The 15,885-nt window shown below is 67.7% G+C and carries 14 protein-coding genes; 6 read left to right on the forward strand and 8 right to left on the reverse strand.

Annotation, left to right across the window (positions count from 1 at the left end; all coding sequences use genetic code 11):
* Positions 1-434: 434 nt before the first annotated feature.
* A complete protein-coding gene (locus HOV77_RS19460) occupies positions 435-3,047 on the reverse strand; it encodes a proprotein convertase P-domain-containing protein (protein ID WP_290863854.1) in 2,613 nt (870 codons plus the stop codon).
* Between the two features lie 270 nt (positions 3,048-3,317).
* On the opposite strand from HOV77_RS19460, the gene HOV77_RS19465 reads away from it, so the two are divergent.
* Positions 3,318-3,707, forward strand: a complete 390-nt coding sequence (locus HOV77_RS19465; protein ID WP_290863855.1) for a hypothetical protein — start codon at positions 3,318-3,320, stop codon at positions 3,705-3,707.
* Between the two features lie 197 nt (positions 3,708-3,904).
* Positions 3,905-6,742, forward strand: a complete 2,838-nt coding sequence (locus HOV77_RS19470; protein ID WP_290863856.1) for an exo-alpha-sialidase — start codon at positions 3,905-3,907, stop codon at positions 6,740-6,742.
* 116 nt (positions 6,743-6,858) lie between these two features.
* Here HOV77_RS19470 and HOV77_RS19475 read toward each other — a convergent pair whose 3' ends face one another.
* From HOV77_RS19475 to HOV77_RS19485, 3 genes are all read right to left on the reverse strand, one after another.
* Positions 6,859-7,290, reverse strand: a complete 432-nt coding sequence (locus HOV77_RS19475; protein ID WP_290863857.1) for a MerR family transcriptional regulator — start codon at positions 7,288-7,290, stop codon at positions 6,859-6,861.
* Positions 7,287-7,640 carry a hypothetical protein gene (locus HOV77_RS19480; protein ID WP_290863858.1) on the reverse strand — a complete coding sequence of 118 codons (354 nt, stop codon included), beginning with the start codon at positions 7,638-7,640 and terminating at the stop codon, positions 7,287-7,289. Before HOV77_RS19480 ends, HOV77_RS19475 begins: the two co-directional genes overlap by 4 nt.
* Positions 7,641-7,760: 120 nt before the next feature.
* Positions 7,761-8,348, reverse strand: a complete 588-nt coding sequence (locus HOV77_RS19485; RefSeq protein WP_290863859.1) for a class I SAM-dependent methyltransferase — start codon at positions 8,346-8,348, stop codon at positions 7,761-7,763.
* Between the two features lie 54 nt (positions 8,349-8,402).
* On the opposite strand from HOV77_RS19485, the gene HOV77_RS19490 reads away from it, so the two are divergent.
* Together HOV77_RS19490 and HOV77_RS19495 are read left to right on the forward strand one after the other, a co-directional pair.
* A complete protein-coding gene (locus HOV77_RS19490) occupies positions 8,403-8,924 on the forward strand; it encodes a MarR family transcriptional regulator (RefSeq protein ID WP_290863860.1) in 522 nt (173 codons plus the stop codon).
* Positions 8,925-9,032: 108 nt separating this feature from the next.
* Positions 9,033-9,653, forward strand: a complete 621-nt coding sequence (locus tag HOV77_RS19495; RefSeq protein WP_290863861.1) for a DUF1326 domain-containing protein — start codon at positions 9,033-9,035, stop codon at positions 9,651-9,653.
* Between the two features lie 70 nt (positions 9,654-9,723).
* Here HOV77_RS19495 and HOV77_RS19500 read toward each other — a convergent pair whose 3' ends face one another.
* The 3 genes from HOV77_RS19500 to HOV77_RS19510 form a co-directional block, all read right to left on the reverse strand.
* A complete protein-coding gene (locus HOV77_RS19500) occupies positions 9,724-10,530 on the reverse strand; it encodes a DUF2182 domain-containing protein (RefSeq protein WP_290863862.1) in 807 nt (268 codons plus the stop codon).
* A 274-nt stretch (positions 10,531-10,804) separates the two neighbouring features.
* Entirely contained in the window at positions 10,805-11,467 is a 663-nt protein-coding gene (locus tag HOV77_RS19505; protein WP_290863863.1) for a hypothetical protein, read from the reverse strand.
* Positions 11,468-11,555: 88 nt separating this feature from the next.
* Positions 11,556-12,968: a S41 family peptidase gene (locus HOV77_RS19510; protein ID WP_290863864.1), complete on the reverse strand. Its 1,413-nt coding sequence runs from the start codon at positions 12,966-12,968 to the stop codon at positions 11,556-11,558.
* Positions 12,969-13,056: 88 nt separating this feature from the next.
* Here HOV77_RS19510 and HOV77_RS19515 point away from each other — a divergent pair, with 88 nt between their 5' ends.
* Both HOV77_RS19515 and HOV77_RS19520 read left to right on the forward strand, forming a co-directional pair.
* A complete protein-coding gene (locus tag HOV77_RS19515; RefSeq protein WP_290863865.1) occupies positions 13,057-13,710 on the forward strand; it encodes a response regulator transcription factor in 654 nt (217 codons plus the stop codon).
* Positions 13,707-14,831, forward strand: a complete 1,125-nt coding sequence (locus tag HOV77_RS19520) for an ATP-binding protein (RefSeq protein ID WP_290863866.1) — start codon at positions 13,707-13,709, stop codon at positions 14,829-14,831. The genes HOV77_RS19515 and HOV77_RS19520 overlap by 4 nt, the downstream gene beginning before the upstream one ends.
* Here the strand turns inward: HOV77_RS19520 and HOV77_RS19525 are convergent.
* On the reverse strand, positions 14,813-15,820 hold the full coding sequence (locus HOV77_RS19525; protein ID WP_290863867.1) for a hypothetical protein: 1,008 nt from the start codon (positions 15,818-15,820) through the stop codon (positions 14,813-14,815). The genes HOV77_RS19520 and HOV77_RS19525 overlap by 19 nt on opposite strands.
* Positions 15,821-15,885 lie beyond the last annotated feature (65 nt).

Raw genomic sequence — 15,885 nt, forward strand, 5'->3', positions numbered from 1 at the left:
AGACATCAGTAGGCAGATGGTCATCAATTTGTCACGGCAAGGGACATCCAATCAGGCGTATGAATGTCCTCTCGGAGTCGGGATCGGTTGGGTGGGTGACGTGACGGTTCTGTCATCCCGAGAGCCGCGAACCGTGGCCCGCCTACGCTGGGAAGCACGTCGGGGGAGGGGTACCCTCTCGCCTGCGCCCGGCCAGGCTGTCGGCAGGAGAGGAGCGAGCCGCGACAGTCACAAGTCGCCGGCTCGCTCAAGCCGGTACGCATCACGGCCTGCGCCGCCCGCGACCGTACCGAACGGTAACCACTGTGGACGGCAGCCGGAAGCCTCTGCTCGGCTCGTTGTCCGCAGCCGGGTCGGGCCATCGATGTCGTGGCATGGTGAGGGTCGCCCACCCGCAAAGGCGAGTGGACGACCCTTGCCACTACAGCTGTGACCTACAAGGTGAGGGTCCAGCTGTTGATGTAGCCGGTGTCGGCGCTGGCGGCGTCTTGTACGCGCAGGTTCCAGGTGCCGTTGCGGACTTCGCTAGACAGATTGACTGTGTAGGTGGTGTCGATGTTGTCGGCGCTGCCACCGGTGCGGTTCTGCAGGGTGTAGACCGATCCGTCCGGCGCGACGAGGGAGACGACGAGGTCGCCGATGTAGGTGTGCACGATGTGCACCTCCACCGTCGAGGTCGAAGACGCGTTGCCCGAGCAGCCCGAAATGGTGATGGGGCTGTTGACGGTGGTGTTGTCGGGGATGGTGACGTCGGTGCCGTTGGAGCCGGTGCAGGTCACCGGCGGAGCAGCGGCGAGGTTGAGCGTCCAGGAGTTGATGTAGCCGGTGTCGGCGCTGGCGGCGTCTTGTACGCGCAGGTTCCAGGTGCCGTTGGCCACCTCGCTGGACAGGTTGACGGTGTACGTGGTGTCGATGTTGTCGGCGCTGCCACCGGTGCGGTTCTGCAGGGTGTAGACCGATCCGTCCGGCGCGACGAGGGAGACCACGAGGTCGCCGATGTAGGTGTGCACGATGTGCACCTCCACCGTCGAACCCGCCGACGCGTTGCCGGCGCAGCCGGAGATGGTGATGGGGCTGTTCACCGTGGTGTTGTCCGGGATCGTCACGTCGTTCGGGTTCGTCCCGGAGCAGCCCGCCGGTCCGGTCACCGTCAGGCTGTAGGTGACCGAATGTGAGGCCGACGCTGAGGTGCCGGTGATCGTGATCGGATAGGTGCCCGCCGCTGCGGACGACGACACGGTGAACGTCGCGGTCGCCGAACCGCCCGCGGTCACCGAACTGGGGCTGAACGACACGGTCACCCCGGCCGGGGCGCCGCTGGCGGACAGCGTGACAGTTTCGGCCGAGCCCGAGACGACTGCCGTGCTCACGGTCGCCGTCGTGGATCCGCCCGGTGCGGCGCTGCCCGAGGTGGGCGAGACGCCGACCGAGAAGTCGTTGCCGACCGGCGTACTGCAACCGGGGAGCGTGAACGAGTGCAGGTGGGTCTTCCAGTTGAAGTTGCCCGTCGCGGCCAGGTACTCCTGCGCGTACCAGAAGGTGCAGCCGTCAGCGGGATCGACGCCCATGGACGAGTAGTCGCCCCAGCGAGAGTAGGAGGTCTGCGAGCCGGTGCCCGCCTTGAGCGTGGTCTCGCCCTGTGTCATCGTCCCCAGCGCGTCGCCGGCGAGCCGGCCGGTGACCCGGATTCCGGGGTTGAGCGATGACGAGGACGCGGAGTAGCCCAAGCCGATGTTGCCGACCTTGTCGAGCGCGATCGAACCCATCCACCGATAGGTGCTGTCCGGGGCGAATGTGCCCTGCTGGTAGACCGACGGCGTGCCGGAAAGACCGCGCAACTCGTACCACCGCACGCCGACCGAGGACCCGGCGACCACGGCGTGGTTGACGACGACCGCCTCGTGGTCGCCGAAGTTGCGGTAGGACAGGCTGAACATCAGCCGGTCCGACAAGGAGTCCAACTGCTGGCTCGTGCCGGACTGCGCAATGCATGTGCCCGACGAGCCGCAGGCTGCGGTGTAGGAGGCGACCGTCAGGCTGGTCGGACCGGTGAACGTGGTGTTGGCGGTGTTCGACCAGTCGACGTGGAACTTCCAGAAGACCAGGGAGGTCGACGTGGTGCCGAGCGCGACGACGGTGTTCGGCTCGCCCGACGGGGGAGCGGTGCCGCCCTCGAAGTCCGCGCCGAGCAGTCCGCCGTAGCTGGTGGAGGTTGTGAAGCACTGCTGGGTCGCGGTCGTCCCGGCCAGCATCGCCGACCGGTTCATCGCGCAGTCTTCCGCGCCGAGGAACGCGGTTCCGGCGGCGTTGAACAGGTTGTAGGTGATGTAGTACGCGTCCGGCCAGACCGACAACTTCGGGTAGTCGGGGAAGGAGGCGTACTGGAACGAATAGCGGTTCCACGCTCCGGTGGCGTCGGCGGTCTGCGACACAGCGACGCACTCGTAGAACGGGCCGGAGGTCTGCACGTTCGCGAACTGGGTGATCACCCAGCGGTTCGCCAGCGCATCCCAGCGTACGACGCCGTCACCGTCGTTGGTGGACTGACAAGCGCCGCCGAACCCGGAGAACAGGGTGTTGGTGGCGGCCGGTCCGTACTGCACGGTGCCGGTCTTGGAGAACACGGCGAAGCCGGTGTTGACGATCTCGACGATCTGCGTCGAGCCGACGGCGGCGTTGGTGTCCGGCGGGATGCCGGTCACGGAGAAGCTGCCCTGCGGTCCGGAGAACCCTTGCCCGAGACCGTCGAAACCGGTGCCGACGGTGGGAGCGGCCGGACCGATCGCAGTCTGCACGACCGGATCGGCGTGTACGCCGTGCCCGCGGTTGGGCATCGTGTGGATCGGCTCGTTCTCGGCCTGCTCGTCACGCAGCGGCTGCGCGGCCATCTGTGCCAGCGGGATCGAGTGATCGTGGTGGTCCTCGTAACGGATCGTGCTGTGCGGCGCGGGTGCCGCCTGAGCGGAGGCCGCGGTAGCGGCCAGACCGGCGGCAGCCAGCACCATGCCGGCGACCGCCGACAGGATGCGCCTGGGGGTTGACGCCATGACAGTGCCCTTCACGAGAGCGGACGGGTCGTGCCCGTGTCGGCGTCATCCTCAGACAAAGATGAGCATCAACTCAATTGATGTGCATGGCACGATGTAATCCCGACCGCGTTCATGGGGCGGCCAGGACGGCACTGCGCTCCGATTTCACGCCGAGCGCCGCCTCCTGATGACAATATTGTCATTCACCGATTTCACTCGACCGTGACGGTCAAGCTCCACTGGTACTGCGGCGGGCCCTGTGGGTCGCCCGCATGCGGGGCGGTGTGCATGGTGACTTTCGCGGTGCCAGCCGCGTGGGCCGTGCAGTCGGCGGCCATCGAGCCGTCGAGCTGGTTCGTCCCGGTGCACGACAAGACGCTGGGGCTGGAGCTTTCGGCGATCGACCAGGCTTGTACCGACGGCGGGGCGGCGAGATGCAGCACCTGCCCGGGATGCAGGCAGACAGGTGTCGGCTTCGATGCTCTCGACACCGCCACTGAACGGGACCGGCATCCGCTCGCGGGTGATTCAGCCGTATCGGGGCTGGTCGAAGGGCTGGCCACCGGTGAACTCGTGACGGCTGGCGCCGAACTCTGTGTCGGCTGCGAAGACGGCTTCGCGGCTGAGCAAGCGGCCACGGCCAGTAGGGCGGCGACGGCCGACAACGCGACACGGTGAGCGATCATCTCGGCCTCCGATCTGTCAACGATCATCTCGTTCTACGGGAACGTTATGGCACCTTCCCTCGACAGTAGTGCCATTGCTCGATGCCGCGAGATCTGGAAGTGTCCCTATTTACCGCTGTCGGTGTCGATGTCGCCACCCGTCGTCGCTGCCGACGGGCACCCCTTAACGGCATCATCGGGAGGAACCCCATGTCGCTCCTGCCCGCCGGCCGCAGACGCCGGTGGTACATCGTCACGGCCGCGGTCCTGGCCGTCGCCCTCGCCGGTGGCGGCCTCACCTGGCGACTGATCGAGGCGCACGAAGCCGAAGAACGCGCCGAACTCGCCGCGGAACTCGCCGGCGAAGGCATACCGCCGGCGCTGGCCAAGCATCTGGCCGACACCATCCCCGAGAACAAGATCGAAGGCATGGAAGGGCCGACCAGTGCCGCTGAGGAACACTTCCAGGCGTTGGCGTACCCGGACACGGACGTCAGCCTGACCAAGAGCGCCTCGGCCCGCCAGGCCTTCGGGCGACTCTTCGGTCGCGGTACCGCGAAGGGTCCGAAGATCCCCGGTGTGTGGACCTCGCTAGGCCCGTCCAAGGCCGTCTATCCTGCCTTCCTCAACCGGCACAGCAGCGAATACGTCACCTCCGGCCGGGTCACCGCACTCGCCCTCGACCCCGACTGCACCCAGCTGCGGTGCACGCTGTGGCTCGGCGCGGCCGGTGGTGGAGTTTGGCGTACGGACAAAGCCCTGTCCGGCAACGCCGGCTGGGTTCAGGTCTCCGACTCGCTACCCACCAACACCGTAGGTTCGCTGTACTACGACGCCGCCCGCAAGACGCTGTACGTCGGAACCGGCGAGGCCAACGCGTCCGGCGACTCCGGTGCCGGTCAGGGCGTGTGGAAGTCCACCGACCGCGGCGCCCACTGGACCGCCCTCGGCGGCAACGCGCTGTTCGTCGGGCGCGCAGTTGCCAACGTCTCCGTCGACCCGACCAATGCATCCACGATCTACGTCTCGACCACTCGATCGGTCCGTGGCGTGTCCTCGGTGACCGGCGGTGCAGTGTCGATCATCCCCGGCGCACCGAAGTGGGGACTTTACAAGTCGACCGACGGCGGCGCGACGTTCACCTTCATCCACAACGGAGCGGCCGACGTCTCGGGCTGCACCGGTGACGCCGTCGAAGCATCCGGTGCGGGGCCGTGCTCGCCGCGAGGCGTACGCAGCTTCGCAATCGACCCGACGGATCACAACACGCTCTACGCCGGATCTTTCAGTCGGGGCGTCTGGCGGTCCAGTGACGCCGGCGCTACGTGGACGCAGATCAAGACGCCCCTGGTCGCCGGAGCCAACACCACCAGCCGGCCGATGTTCGCCGTGACCGCCCTGCCCAACGGCGACACGCGCATGTACCTCGGCGAAGGCAGCGCCGGAACCCCGAAGGCGCAGGTGTGGCGCAGCGACAGCGTACGCACCGGCACGCCGGCGTTCACCTCGCTGACGAGCACCGACCCCGCCGATCGCGGGTACGCCACCACCGACTACTGCACCGGACAATGCTGGTACGACAACTTCGTCGTCAGCCCGCCCGGACACCCCGACATCGTCTACGTCGGAGGGTCCTACGTCTACGGCGAAGACCACCAGATCTCCAACGCCCGCGCCGTCGTGCTCTCCCAAGACGCCGGGGCCACCTGGTCGGATCTCACCGAGGACGCCACGAGCCCGACCGCTCCCAACGGATTGCATCCCGACCAGCACACGCTCATCGCCAACCCGGCCAACCCCCTGCAAGTGTGGGAGGGCTCAGACGGCGGCGTCATGCGTACCGATGGAACTTTGAGCGACACATCGGCCCGGTGTGACTCGCGAGGCTTGAGCGGCGCGGCCCTCAAGCAGTGCAAGTGGTTGCTCGCGGCCGTGCCCACGAGCTGGACCAGTCTCAACACCGGTTTGACCACGCTGCAGTTCCAGAGCCTGACCGTGAACCCGGCGGACGGCAAGAACATCCAGGGCGGTACGCAGGACAACGGTACGTTCGAGACCACCGGATCGTCGGTGGTGTGGCCGCAGACGATCTTCGGCGACGGCGGCCAGTCCGGCTTCGACGCGAGCAATCCGGCGTTCCGGGTGCACACCTATTACAACGCGAGCCCGGACATCAATTTCAACAGCGGCAATCCAGCCGACTGGGCTTGGATCGGCGACCCGATCTACGGCACCGAGCCGCAGGCGTTCTACGTGCCGATCATCACCGATCCGGTGGTCAGCGGCACGATGTTCGTCGGCACCGGGCACGTGTGGCGCACGACGACCTTCGGCATGGGTTCGATGTCGCAGGCCGAGTTCCAGAGCCACTGCAACGAGTTCACCGGCGACTACACAGTGACCTGCGGTGACTGGCAGCCGCTCGGCGCGGCCGACGCCTCCGGTCAGCTCATCAACGCGGCGTGGGGCGACCGGGCCGGCGGAACCGTCGCCGCGACCGAACGCGCCACCGGCGACCGGAACACGCTGTGGGCGGCCACCGGCACCGGCCGGGTGTTCGTCTCCCGCAACGCCGATGCCGCGAACCCGGCCGACGTGGCCTTCACTCGTATCGACACCCTCGCGGGCAACGACCCCAACCGGTTCGTCACCGGCATCGCCGTCGACCCGGCCAACCCGCTGCACGCCTGGATCTCCTACTCCGGCTACGACCAAACCACGCCGACCACACCGGGTCACGTCTTCTCCGTCACCTACGACCCGGCCGCCGGCACGGCCACATGGACCTCGCTCGACGGGAACCCGGCGCTGTTCGGCCTGGGCAACCTGCCCGTCAACGACGTCGCGTACGACCCGCAGACGCGCGACCTGTTCGTCTCGACCGACTTCGGCGTGCTGCGGCAGAGCGTCCTGCTGCCGGGCACCTGGTTCGTCGCCGGGCTGGGACTGCCCAACGTCGAGGTCAGCGGCATCACCATCGATCCGAAGAACCGGCAACTGCTCGCGGCCACTCACGGCCGGGGTGCGTACCGGCTGCAATTGCTCTAGTCCAACGACGGGGCGGCCGGGCTCATCCCGCCGCCCCGTTTACTCCTGCCCGTCGAGAGCACAACCGCTTCGCGACCCAATGCCGCAATGTCATGGCGCAGGGCGAGCCGGACTCGTCAATGGTCTCCTGAGGCGAGGTCGGCGAACGGAAGCGGACAACAGTCGGTCGTCGCGCAAGCGGCCAGGTCGTCACAGCCGGCGTCGAGCGCGGCGCGCAAGCTCGTGGCGATGACTTGCAAGTCGGCGATCTTCGCCTCGATCTCCGACAGCTTCGTTGCGGCTCGGCGTTGCAGGCTCGTGTCGCGTCGGCGGCTGTGCCGATGCGTACCGAGGTCCACCAACTCAGCCACTTCGTCGAGGGTGAACCCGAGACGCTGCGCGGTCTTGATCACGCGCAGGTTGGTCAGCGCTTCGCGGGGATACAGGCGATGCCCGCCGGTACTGCGTCGCGGTTCGGCTAGCAGGCCTCGACGTTCGTAATACCGCAACGTCTGCGGATTGACTCCGGCGGCCTCGGCGAGTTCGCCACTACGGAGGCCGGTGGTCATGACTCGCTCCGCATTTGAGCGGCCCGGTCTTGGATAGCGTCGAGGACCTCCGCCTGCCCGGCTGGGACTTCGACGTCCAGGCGTACAAGTCCTGGCTGCATCGTATCGACGGTGAAGGCGAAGAACGAACAGCATTGCGTCTCGCGGTCGGTTAGATCGCGGACGCTATCGACCAGGCCGAGCTCGCCCGCGAGGGTGAGGCGCAGGTGTTGTGGGCCGAGGCGTTCCGCGGCGCGGACGGATACTGCGAACAGCGCGTCGAACTCGGCCAGGCGTAGCGGCTTCTCGGCGGTCGGCAGTGTGCAGGCCTCCGGCACCCACCCCAGGTCAGCGGGGCTTTGATCGGTCATGGTCCCACGGTAAACCTGTACCCGGGTACCGGATGCAAGCCCGGCGGCCGCAAACTCATCCGCGGAGCCGGTCAGCATCGCGTGACGCGGCCTGGACGCGGCCGCGTCACGACGCGATTCCTAAGCGGACAGCACGAGCTTGACGCCCTGATGGCCGAACGGAATGCCAGTCCGGATTGGACCTCGCTGCGGCGACTGCGCGTGCAGCACGGACTGGGCTCGCGCGGTGTCGATGAGCTTGTCGAACGGTCCGCGCGTGAAGTCGTAGACGATGACCCGGCCGCCGGGTCGCAACACCCGGGCCAGCTCGGGCACCGCTGCCTCCGGATCGGCCCAGTGATGCAGGCTGAACGAGGAAACGATCACGTCGACGCTCGCATCCGGCAAGGGAAGGTCTGTCACATCGCCCGTGATCGCCTCGGCGCGATCGGCGAACGGAGCCAGGTTGCGCCGGGCAGCGGCGATCATGTCGGCGGACAGGTCCACGCCTTTCAGCTTCAGATCCGGGCGCTGGCGTGCGAGCTCGACGAGCAGTACGCCGGGACCGGTGCCGACGTCGAGGATCGTGACGCCCTGTGGCGCCTCGGCGGCGATGTCGCGAGCGAGCCGGCGATAGACGCGTCGTAGTACGAAGCGGGCCATGACGTCGTAGAAGCCGGTGCCGTGCCCGGTGAATGCGCCGTCCGGGGAGTTGCCGTGACCGAACATCGAAGCTCCTAAAGTTGCAAGATACAACTGTCACCTCGACGGTACACTCGACAGTTGTATGACGCAACCATTCACGTGGGGATGCCGATGAAGCCCGAGATGGACCCGCACCACCTGCACGAGCTGTTCATGGATCTCATGCTCGTGACCGGGCTGCTTCAGCCCGGGGGCTATCTGCCGGGCCGTCAGGTGCCCATGTCGCAGGCCTTCGCGCTGCATCAACTGGACTCGGGGGAACCCTTGTCCCAGCAAGAACTCGCCGACCGGCTCAACCTGGAGAAGAGTTCGGTCAGCCGGTTGGTCACCGAGCTGGAGCGGCAAGGCCTGGTCGAACGGCGACGGGACCCGGCCAACGGCAGGAACTATCGGCTGCAGATCACCGAGGCCGGCCGAGCGCTGCATGCCCGCCTGGCTGCCACCTTCCACGACAGCTACGTGCGCTGGGTCGACGCCATGACCTCCGATGAGCGCCAGGCGCTCGCCGTCGGGCTGTCGGCGTTCGTCCGGGAGGTACGCGCGCACCCGCTGCATAGCCCGGCTCGGGGTGCGCCAAGCGGCCCCAAGCGCGCTGTTTAGTCGTCTTTGCCGGATTCTCGGCAATCATGCGATTTGACGATGTACAGCGGTGACGCGGCGGTCTTAGCCTGAAAGGAAGCCGGGTTCATAGCACCTTCGGGGGTGGACATGAGCTATACGATTTCCGGCAATTATGTGGCCAGTTGCTCGTGCGCCGTGGTCTGCGGCTGCCCGGTCGACGCCCCGCCCAGGGACGCCCGCGGTGGCGGCGAATGCCGGGGCGTCGCGGTGTTCCATGTGGACGAGGGAAGGATGGACGACGTCGATCTCTCCGGGACCGATTTCGCCTTCTACAACCTCTTCCCAGCCAATCTGACATCGGGCGGCTGGACGGTCGGCCTGATCGTGGACACGGCAGCGAGCGACGAGCAGGCACAGGCCCTGGAACGCATCCTGTCCGGACAGGAAGGCGGGCCGTTCGGTGAGCTGGCTCAGTTCATCGGAACGTATCGCGGCATGGAACGGGCCACGGTCCGGCTGGACGACGGTGACAAACCCAGCCTGAGTGTGGACGGCCGCAGCGAGGTCCAGTTCGAGCCCGCGCTCGGCATGGACGGATCGCCCACCGTGGTGTCGAACGCCATGTTCGCCTTCGCGCCGCAGTACACGATCGGCCGCACAACCGGCCGTTCGGAAGCCTTCGGGCTGACCTTCGAACCGGCCTACGGCGAGGCAGCCCAGTTCGCGTACGCGAGTGAGGGAGGCGAACCAGTGCGGGGGCGTGCGTGACAATCCACTACACCGAAGCGCGCCACAAAGGGTGGCGCGCTTCGACGTGTGCGGTGAGTGCGTGGGGCGATCACATCTGGGTCATCGTCGGGTGCAGACCCGGCAGCGGCCATCCGGTGACCAGCGCCAGCACTCCCAGGCAGATCAGTACCACGCCGACCACTCGGGAGAACGCCGGCCCCAGGCGCCACAGCTTCTCCACGAAGATGACCGCGGCCAGTCCCGCCATGACGGCGATGTTCATGACGCCGAGTGGGATCAGCACGACCATCAGCGCCCAGCAGCAGCCGACGCAATACGTGCCGTGATGCGCCCCGACGCGGAGATCGCGAGCGAACGGCCGGAAGTTCGCATACTGCATCAGGTGCGTCATCGGGTCGCGGCAGTGCCGTAGACACACCCGCTTGAGCGGACCCAGTTCATACAGCCCAGCCAGCACGAACGCGGCCGCGCCGAGCCACCGCCCGGACCCGGGATAACGGGTGACCAGATTCCCGGTCAGCAGCAGCCCGCCGTAGGCGACCACGCCGAGCACTGACCACGACAGCAGGTAGCCCGCGACGAACTGGCCGGTGCGCCACATTCGGGTCCACCCAGCCGATTGCCGCCCGATCGCCCGCGCCCAGGTCACCGCGACCGGCGCGACCGACGGCAGCATCATCGCGGCCATCATCACGACCCAGAACACCAGGAACAACGGCAGCGTCAAACCCATCGTGCCCGGCTCGACGCCCATGCCGCGCGCTTGGCGTACCGTCAGCACCCACGCCAGCGCGGCCAGCGCGATCAGCAGCGACCATCCGATGACCAGATCGCGCGCCGGCAGGGCCACACCATGATCGGCGCGGGCCGCGTCGTGCCGGTGAACTACGCGCATGATCGCCCCCAGGCGTCCTACCACCAGCCTAGACGCGCCGCCAGGTCAGCGTGGCCGATTCAGCGCCGCGCAGGGACAGCGGAGGTTCGCGCAGGACTTGCCACTGCCTACGAGCATTACGAGCAACGCCAGCCGGCTTGGCGGTAGGCCGATTACGCAGCGGGCCGGTGCTCAAGACGCCTCACCGGCCCTACTTCGAGCGTACGCCCGCAGCAGCCGGAAGGAGCCGCCGCTGGCGCGGTAGTTGGCCGCCGCGTACGCGCAAACGAGGGGCTCACTGGTGGGAGAGCCGTTTGTGCTCGAGGAAAATCTGCCGCGTACGCGATCGCCGCTCACGGAGCAGGTGCATGGGCAGCAGCCGGTTCCCTCCGGCGAGCTCGGCCGACGCCTGGTCGATCTGGTGCTTCGGGCCGAGCTCCCACAGCGCCGATCGCCCGGCCGGCCGCATCCATTGGATACCGGCGTTGTCGGCGAAGGTGACCATGCAGTCGCCTTCGTCGGCCGGCTGGCACGTGACCGTGGTTCCGGGCAGAAGCATGGCTTCCAGGTGGTTCCACCGGACGGGCCTCGGACGGGTTTCCTTCCTGGAGGTCTGGACCGGTACGCCGACATCGTGGCCGAGGTGGTGCACCCAGTGGGCGAACACATTCTGTTTCCGGCCATCCACGGCGAAGCGTACGTCGAAGACCGGCAGCGTGGACTGATTGATGATCGAGACCAAGCCGGACTCGTCTTCCCAGACCCAGATCTTCGCCGCTTGCTCTCGTCGGGCGGCGTCTCGATCCCGGCGATCCCGAGCCGATTCCAGCACGAACAACCGGTACGCCACCAAGCCCGCGACGGCTGCCAAGACGACGCCTGCGACGGTGGCGGCGGCGCTGATCAACGAGGCGATCATCGACCATTTCGCGTACGGGTCGCTGGAGGACAGCAGCATGCCGCCAGGGTAGAAGGGCCTGACGACCGGGCGGTGACGCGGCGAATCGGTCACGCCCAGTGCGCAGGCGTGACCGATTCGGCGGCAGCTATTTCAGCAGCGAGAGCGCCTTCGCCACGGCCGGGTCCCGGCCGGCGGAGAGGTCGGCTGACGTCATCGGGGCCAGGTGATCCGGTGCGACGCCGATCGTGTCGATGATTTCGTGGTTGGCTCCCACCTCGCGCTGGCTCGGCAGGGCGAGCTGGCTGCCGTCGTCCAGCAGGTACGGCAGCGTCGGCCCGGAGACGAGACCGGCGGTACGCGTACCGATGAGGGTGCCGAGGTGGAGGTCCTTGACGGTGCCGGCGAACGAGTCGCAGGCCGAGGCGCAGGTGCGGTCGGTGAGCACGGCCAGGGGAAGGTTCAGCAGCGGCACGGTCACGTCGGCCTTGTTGGCAGTGCAGTGATCGCGCACGTCGCACCAGTAGCTGACGGTCTTGTCGTGGACGAACGCTCCCAGCAGCCGGGCCAGTTCCGCGCCGACGCCGCCGCCGTTGCCGCGCAGGTCGAGGATGAGGCCGCGCAGCGTCGTCGTCTTGCGCAGTTCGGCGATGGCGGCGAGCGCCTCGTCGGCCACACCGGTATAGAAGCCGGGGATCGTGAGCTTCGCGATGTCGCCGGAGAGCAGCTGAACACCGACCTTGGGAGCCTGCTGCGGGTAGTCGACCGGCGTCACCGTCGCGGTGAAGGTCTTGCCCGTGGCCGGGCGCCGCAGCGTGAACTCCAGCGACTGTCCGGGCGTCGGCGCGGTGAGCCATGCGACGACGCCGTAGGTGACGGTTCCATTGAGGATCAATGGCACGCCGTTGACGGAGATCACCTCGTCGCCGGGCTTGATCCCGGAGCCGGCGGCGGCGCTGCCCGGCGCGATCGAGGTGACGAAGACCGGCGAGGTGATGGCCGGGTCGGGCCCGTCGGGGCGCAGTCCGGAGAACTTCAGGCCGAGCAGGTTGCGCTGCTGCCCGCGGGTCCACTTGGCGTGGTTGTCGTCGAGCGCGGACACCATGCCTTGGAGCGTCGCTCCGGCGACCGCCTGCCGGACGATGTCGTCGGGCAGCTTCGCGACGATCTTGTCGTAGGCGCGGCGGAACCGGGTCCAGTCCGCGTCCCGCTTGCCGGTCAGCGCCGGCATCGTGGCCTGGGCCGTGTCGAGGCCGCGGCGCTGGAGCTCCTGGGTGAGCGCGGCGAAGGCGGGCACGAGCAGGCTCCGGTCGTCCAGTATCGGCCCGCGGTAGTAATTGTCGAGGATGCAGTTGTACGCCTGACCGATGGTGGTGACGGTGGTCGGCACGGCCGGACCCGATGTTCCGGGTTGCCCGATCGGGCCGGTCGGTGCCTGACAGGCGTTCGGCCGGGCGGCCGGCTCGGCCGAACTCGCCGGACCGTGGATCACCGTCGCGAGACCGGCGGCGAGGGCCGTCGTGGCCACCACACCGAGCGTGATACGGAGTGACTTCTTCATGGCGCTCACCCTCGCGGCCGGACCGTTACAGCGGTGTGAACGTGATCGTTAACGCCGACGAAGCATCGCCCTTGGTAGAGAGGGCGGTATGAGAATCCTGGTGGTCGAGGACGAGCCGATGCTCGCCGATCTGGTGGCGGAGGGGCTGCGCAAGCAGGCGATGGCGGTGGACGTCGCGTACGACGGCTGGGCGGCGTCCCAGCGGATCGGCGTCAACGACTACGACGTCGTCGTTCTCGACCGCGATCTGCCGGGAGTGCACGGCGACGAGTTGTGCGGCGAAGTCGTGCGCAGCGGTGCGCGTACGCGGATCCTGTTGCTGACCGCCGCCGCCTCGGTGGCCGAACGGGTCGCCGGTCTCAACATCGGCGCAGACGACTATCTGCCCAAGCCGTTCGACTTCAGCGAGCTCGTGGCAAGGGTCCAGGCGCTGGGACGGCGAAGTCAGCCGCTTGTCCCGCCCGTGTTGCAGCGTGCGGGGATCGTCCTGGACCCCTCGACGCGCCAGGTCGTCCGCGACGGCCGGCCCGTGCCGCTCTCGATCAAGGAGTACGCCGTCCTCGAAGTGCTCATGCGGGCCGACGGCGCGATCGTCAGCGCGGAGACCCTGCTGGAGTCGGCGTGGGACGAGAACGTCGATCCGTTCACCACAGTGGTGCGGGTGATCGTCTCCCGGCTGCGAGCGAAGCTCGGCGACCCGCCCTGCATCCACACCGTCCCGGGCGTCGGGTACCACCTGTGAAGCGCCGCACCGTGCGGGTGCGGCTCACCGCGCTCTACAGTGGCCTGTCGCTGCTCACCTCGGTGGCCGTCCTCGTCGTCACCAATCTGCTGCTCAAACTCAAGCTGGAGAAGCGCTTCACGAACTATCGGCTGGACCTGTCCGGCGGCGCTGGGGCCCCGTCGGGCGTACCGACGGGAGGTCAGGGCTCGGCGGTGCCTTCGGGCGGCGGCGACATCGGCTATCTGCCCGACACGGTGCTCGGCTACCAATGGAATATCGCGGGTGTCACGATCATCGTCCTGACGATTGTGACGGTCGTAGTGGGATGGTGGCTGGCTGGTCGCGTACTGCGGCCGGTGCATCGCATCACCGAGACCGCCCGCAGGCTTTCGCTGTCGAACCTCAACGAACGCATCGCGCTTGCCGGGCCGCGAGATGAGCTCACCGAACTCGCCGACACGTTCGACAGCATGCTGGAACGGCTGGAACGTTCGGTGGACAGCCAACGCAGGTTCATCGCAAACGCGTCCCATGAACTGCGTACGCCGCTGGCGATCCAGCGGACCGCGCTCGAGGTCGGCCTGGCCGATCCGTCACCAGCGCGGCTCGCCCAGGTGCGCGTACAACTGCTGGAAATAAATCGGCGGAGCGAGCGTCTGGTCGGCAGCTTGCTCGTCCTCGCGCAGGGGGAGAACGGGCTGGAGAGCACGGAGCGAGTGGATCTCGCGGACCTGGTGCGTCAGACGGTCGCGGAGACGCCGGCCGGCAATGTCCGGGTTCGGCCTGACCTCCAGCCGGCCGCGATCGACGGAGATCCGGTTCTCCTGCATCGGCTTGTCGCGAATCTGCTGGACAACGCGATCCGCTACAACACGGCCGACGGCTTCGTGGACGTCCGTCTCACGCGGACCGCGCGCCTGACGGTGCGCAACAGCGGCCTGCAGGTGCCCGAGAGCCGGTTGGGGGAGATGTTCGAGCCGTTCCGCAGGCTGGACACGCCGCGGACCGGCTCGGCCGACGGTGTCGGATTAGGACTGTCCATAGTGGCCGCGATCGCCAACGCGCATGACGCCGAGCTCACCGGGTTGCCCAATCCCGGCGGCGGCCTGGAGCTGACGGTTCAGTTCCGGGCGCGCTGAGCTTCGAGCTGCGCGGCGTGGACGATCGACAGCAGCAGGAGGTCGGCCGCGAGCGCCGGTACCGCGCCGAACTGGTTGAGCGTGAACTTGAAGACCTGACCCACGACCAGGTCGATGCTCAACGCCAGGCCGAACCACCGCAAGGCCGCCGCGCGGTCCCGGCGCAGCTGCAGGCTGCCCATGATCCCCAGCACGGTCATCGCGATCGTCACGAGGACCGCCACCACCGCCGGGCCGCCCTCGCGGCGTCTGCCGCCGTCGATCACCGCGCCGATCACCAGGAACAACAGCGGCTGGGCCACGATCCAACCCGCCACCGCGTACAGAGACCACCGCTGCTCCGCGAGCCGGTCCCGCGTCGCGCGGGCCCAGTCCGCGACTCGATGCCACGGCCCGCGCGGTGCCTCCTCGCCCGCGGGCAGCGCCTCCAGCAAGCGCACTACCGCACGGTCCAGATCATCAACTGGTACGCCGATCGCCCGAATCGCGTCCGCACGTTGGTGCGCAGTGACCCCGACGGCCATCCCGCCGAGCGCCATGTCCACCGCGTCCGCACGAAGCTGGTCCCGGGTCGGGACGGCCTTGCGCCGCCATCGGCGGTCCAGCAGGAGCAGAACCGCGAACACCAGGTAGATGATGCTGGCCGCCGGTCGGTAGAAGTAGTCGTTGTCCTGAGTGAGGAACTTGCCGACCTCGTCGACGAAGAGGCCGAAGCCCACCCCGCCGATCACCGCAGCCGCGAATCGAGCCGTACGCCCATAGAAGATGGTGGCGGCGCCGATCGCCACGGCCATCAGCAGGCCGCCCCACAGCACGTGCGCGATGTGCAGGTTGCCCGAGCCGAGCTTCGGATAGCCGGTCATGCCCAGGTAGACGCGGATGAGCAGGACGGTGCCGATGCCGGCGAGTGCGAAGGCGCGCAGGTACCTTGCCGCGTTTCCGACGCGTACTGCTCGCCGGCGTACTGCTCCACCAAGATCCAATGCCACCTAACCAGCATGATCGAAACCGGACGGGCGGACATCGGGAAGTAACCTGGATCCTGCACCGGGGT

Source organism: Hamadaea sp. (assembly GCF_013362815.1).
In the GTDB taxonomy this organism is placed as follows: Bacteria; Actinomycetota; Actinomycetes; order Mycobacteriales; family Micromonosporaceae; genus Hamadaea.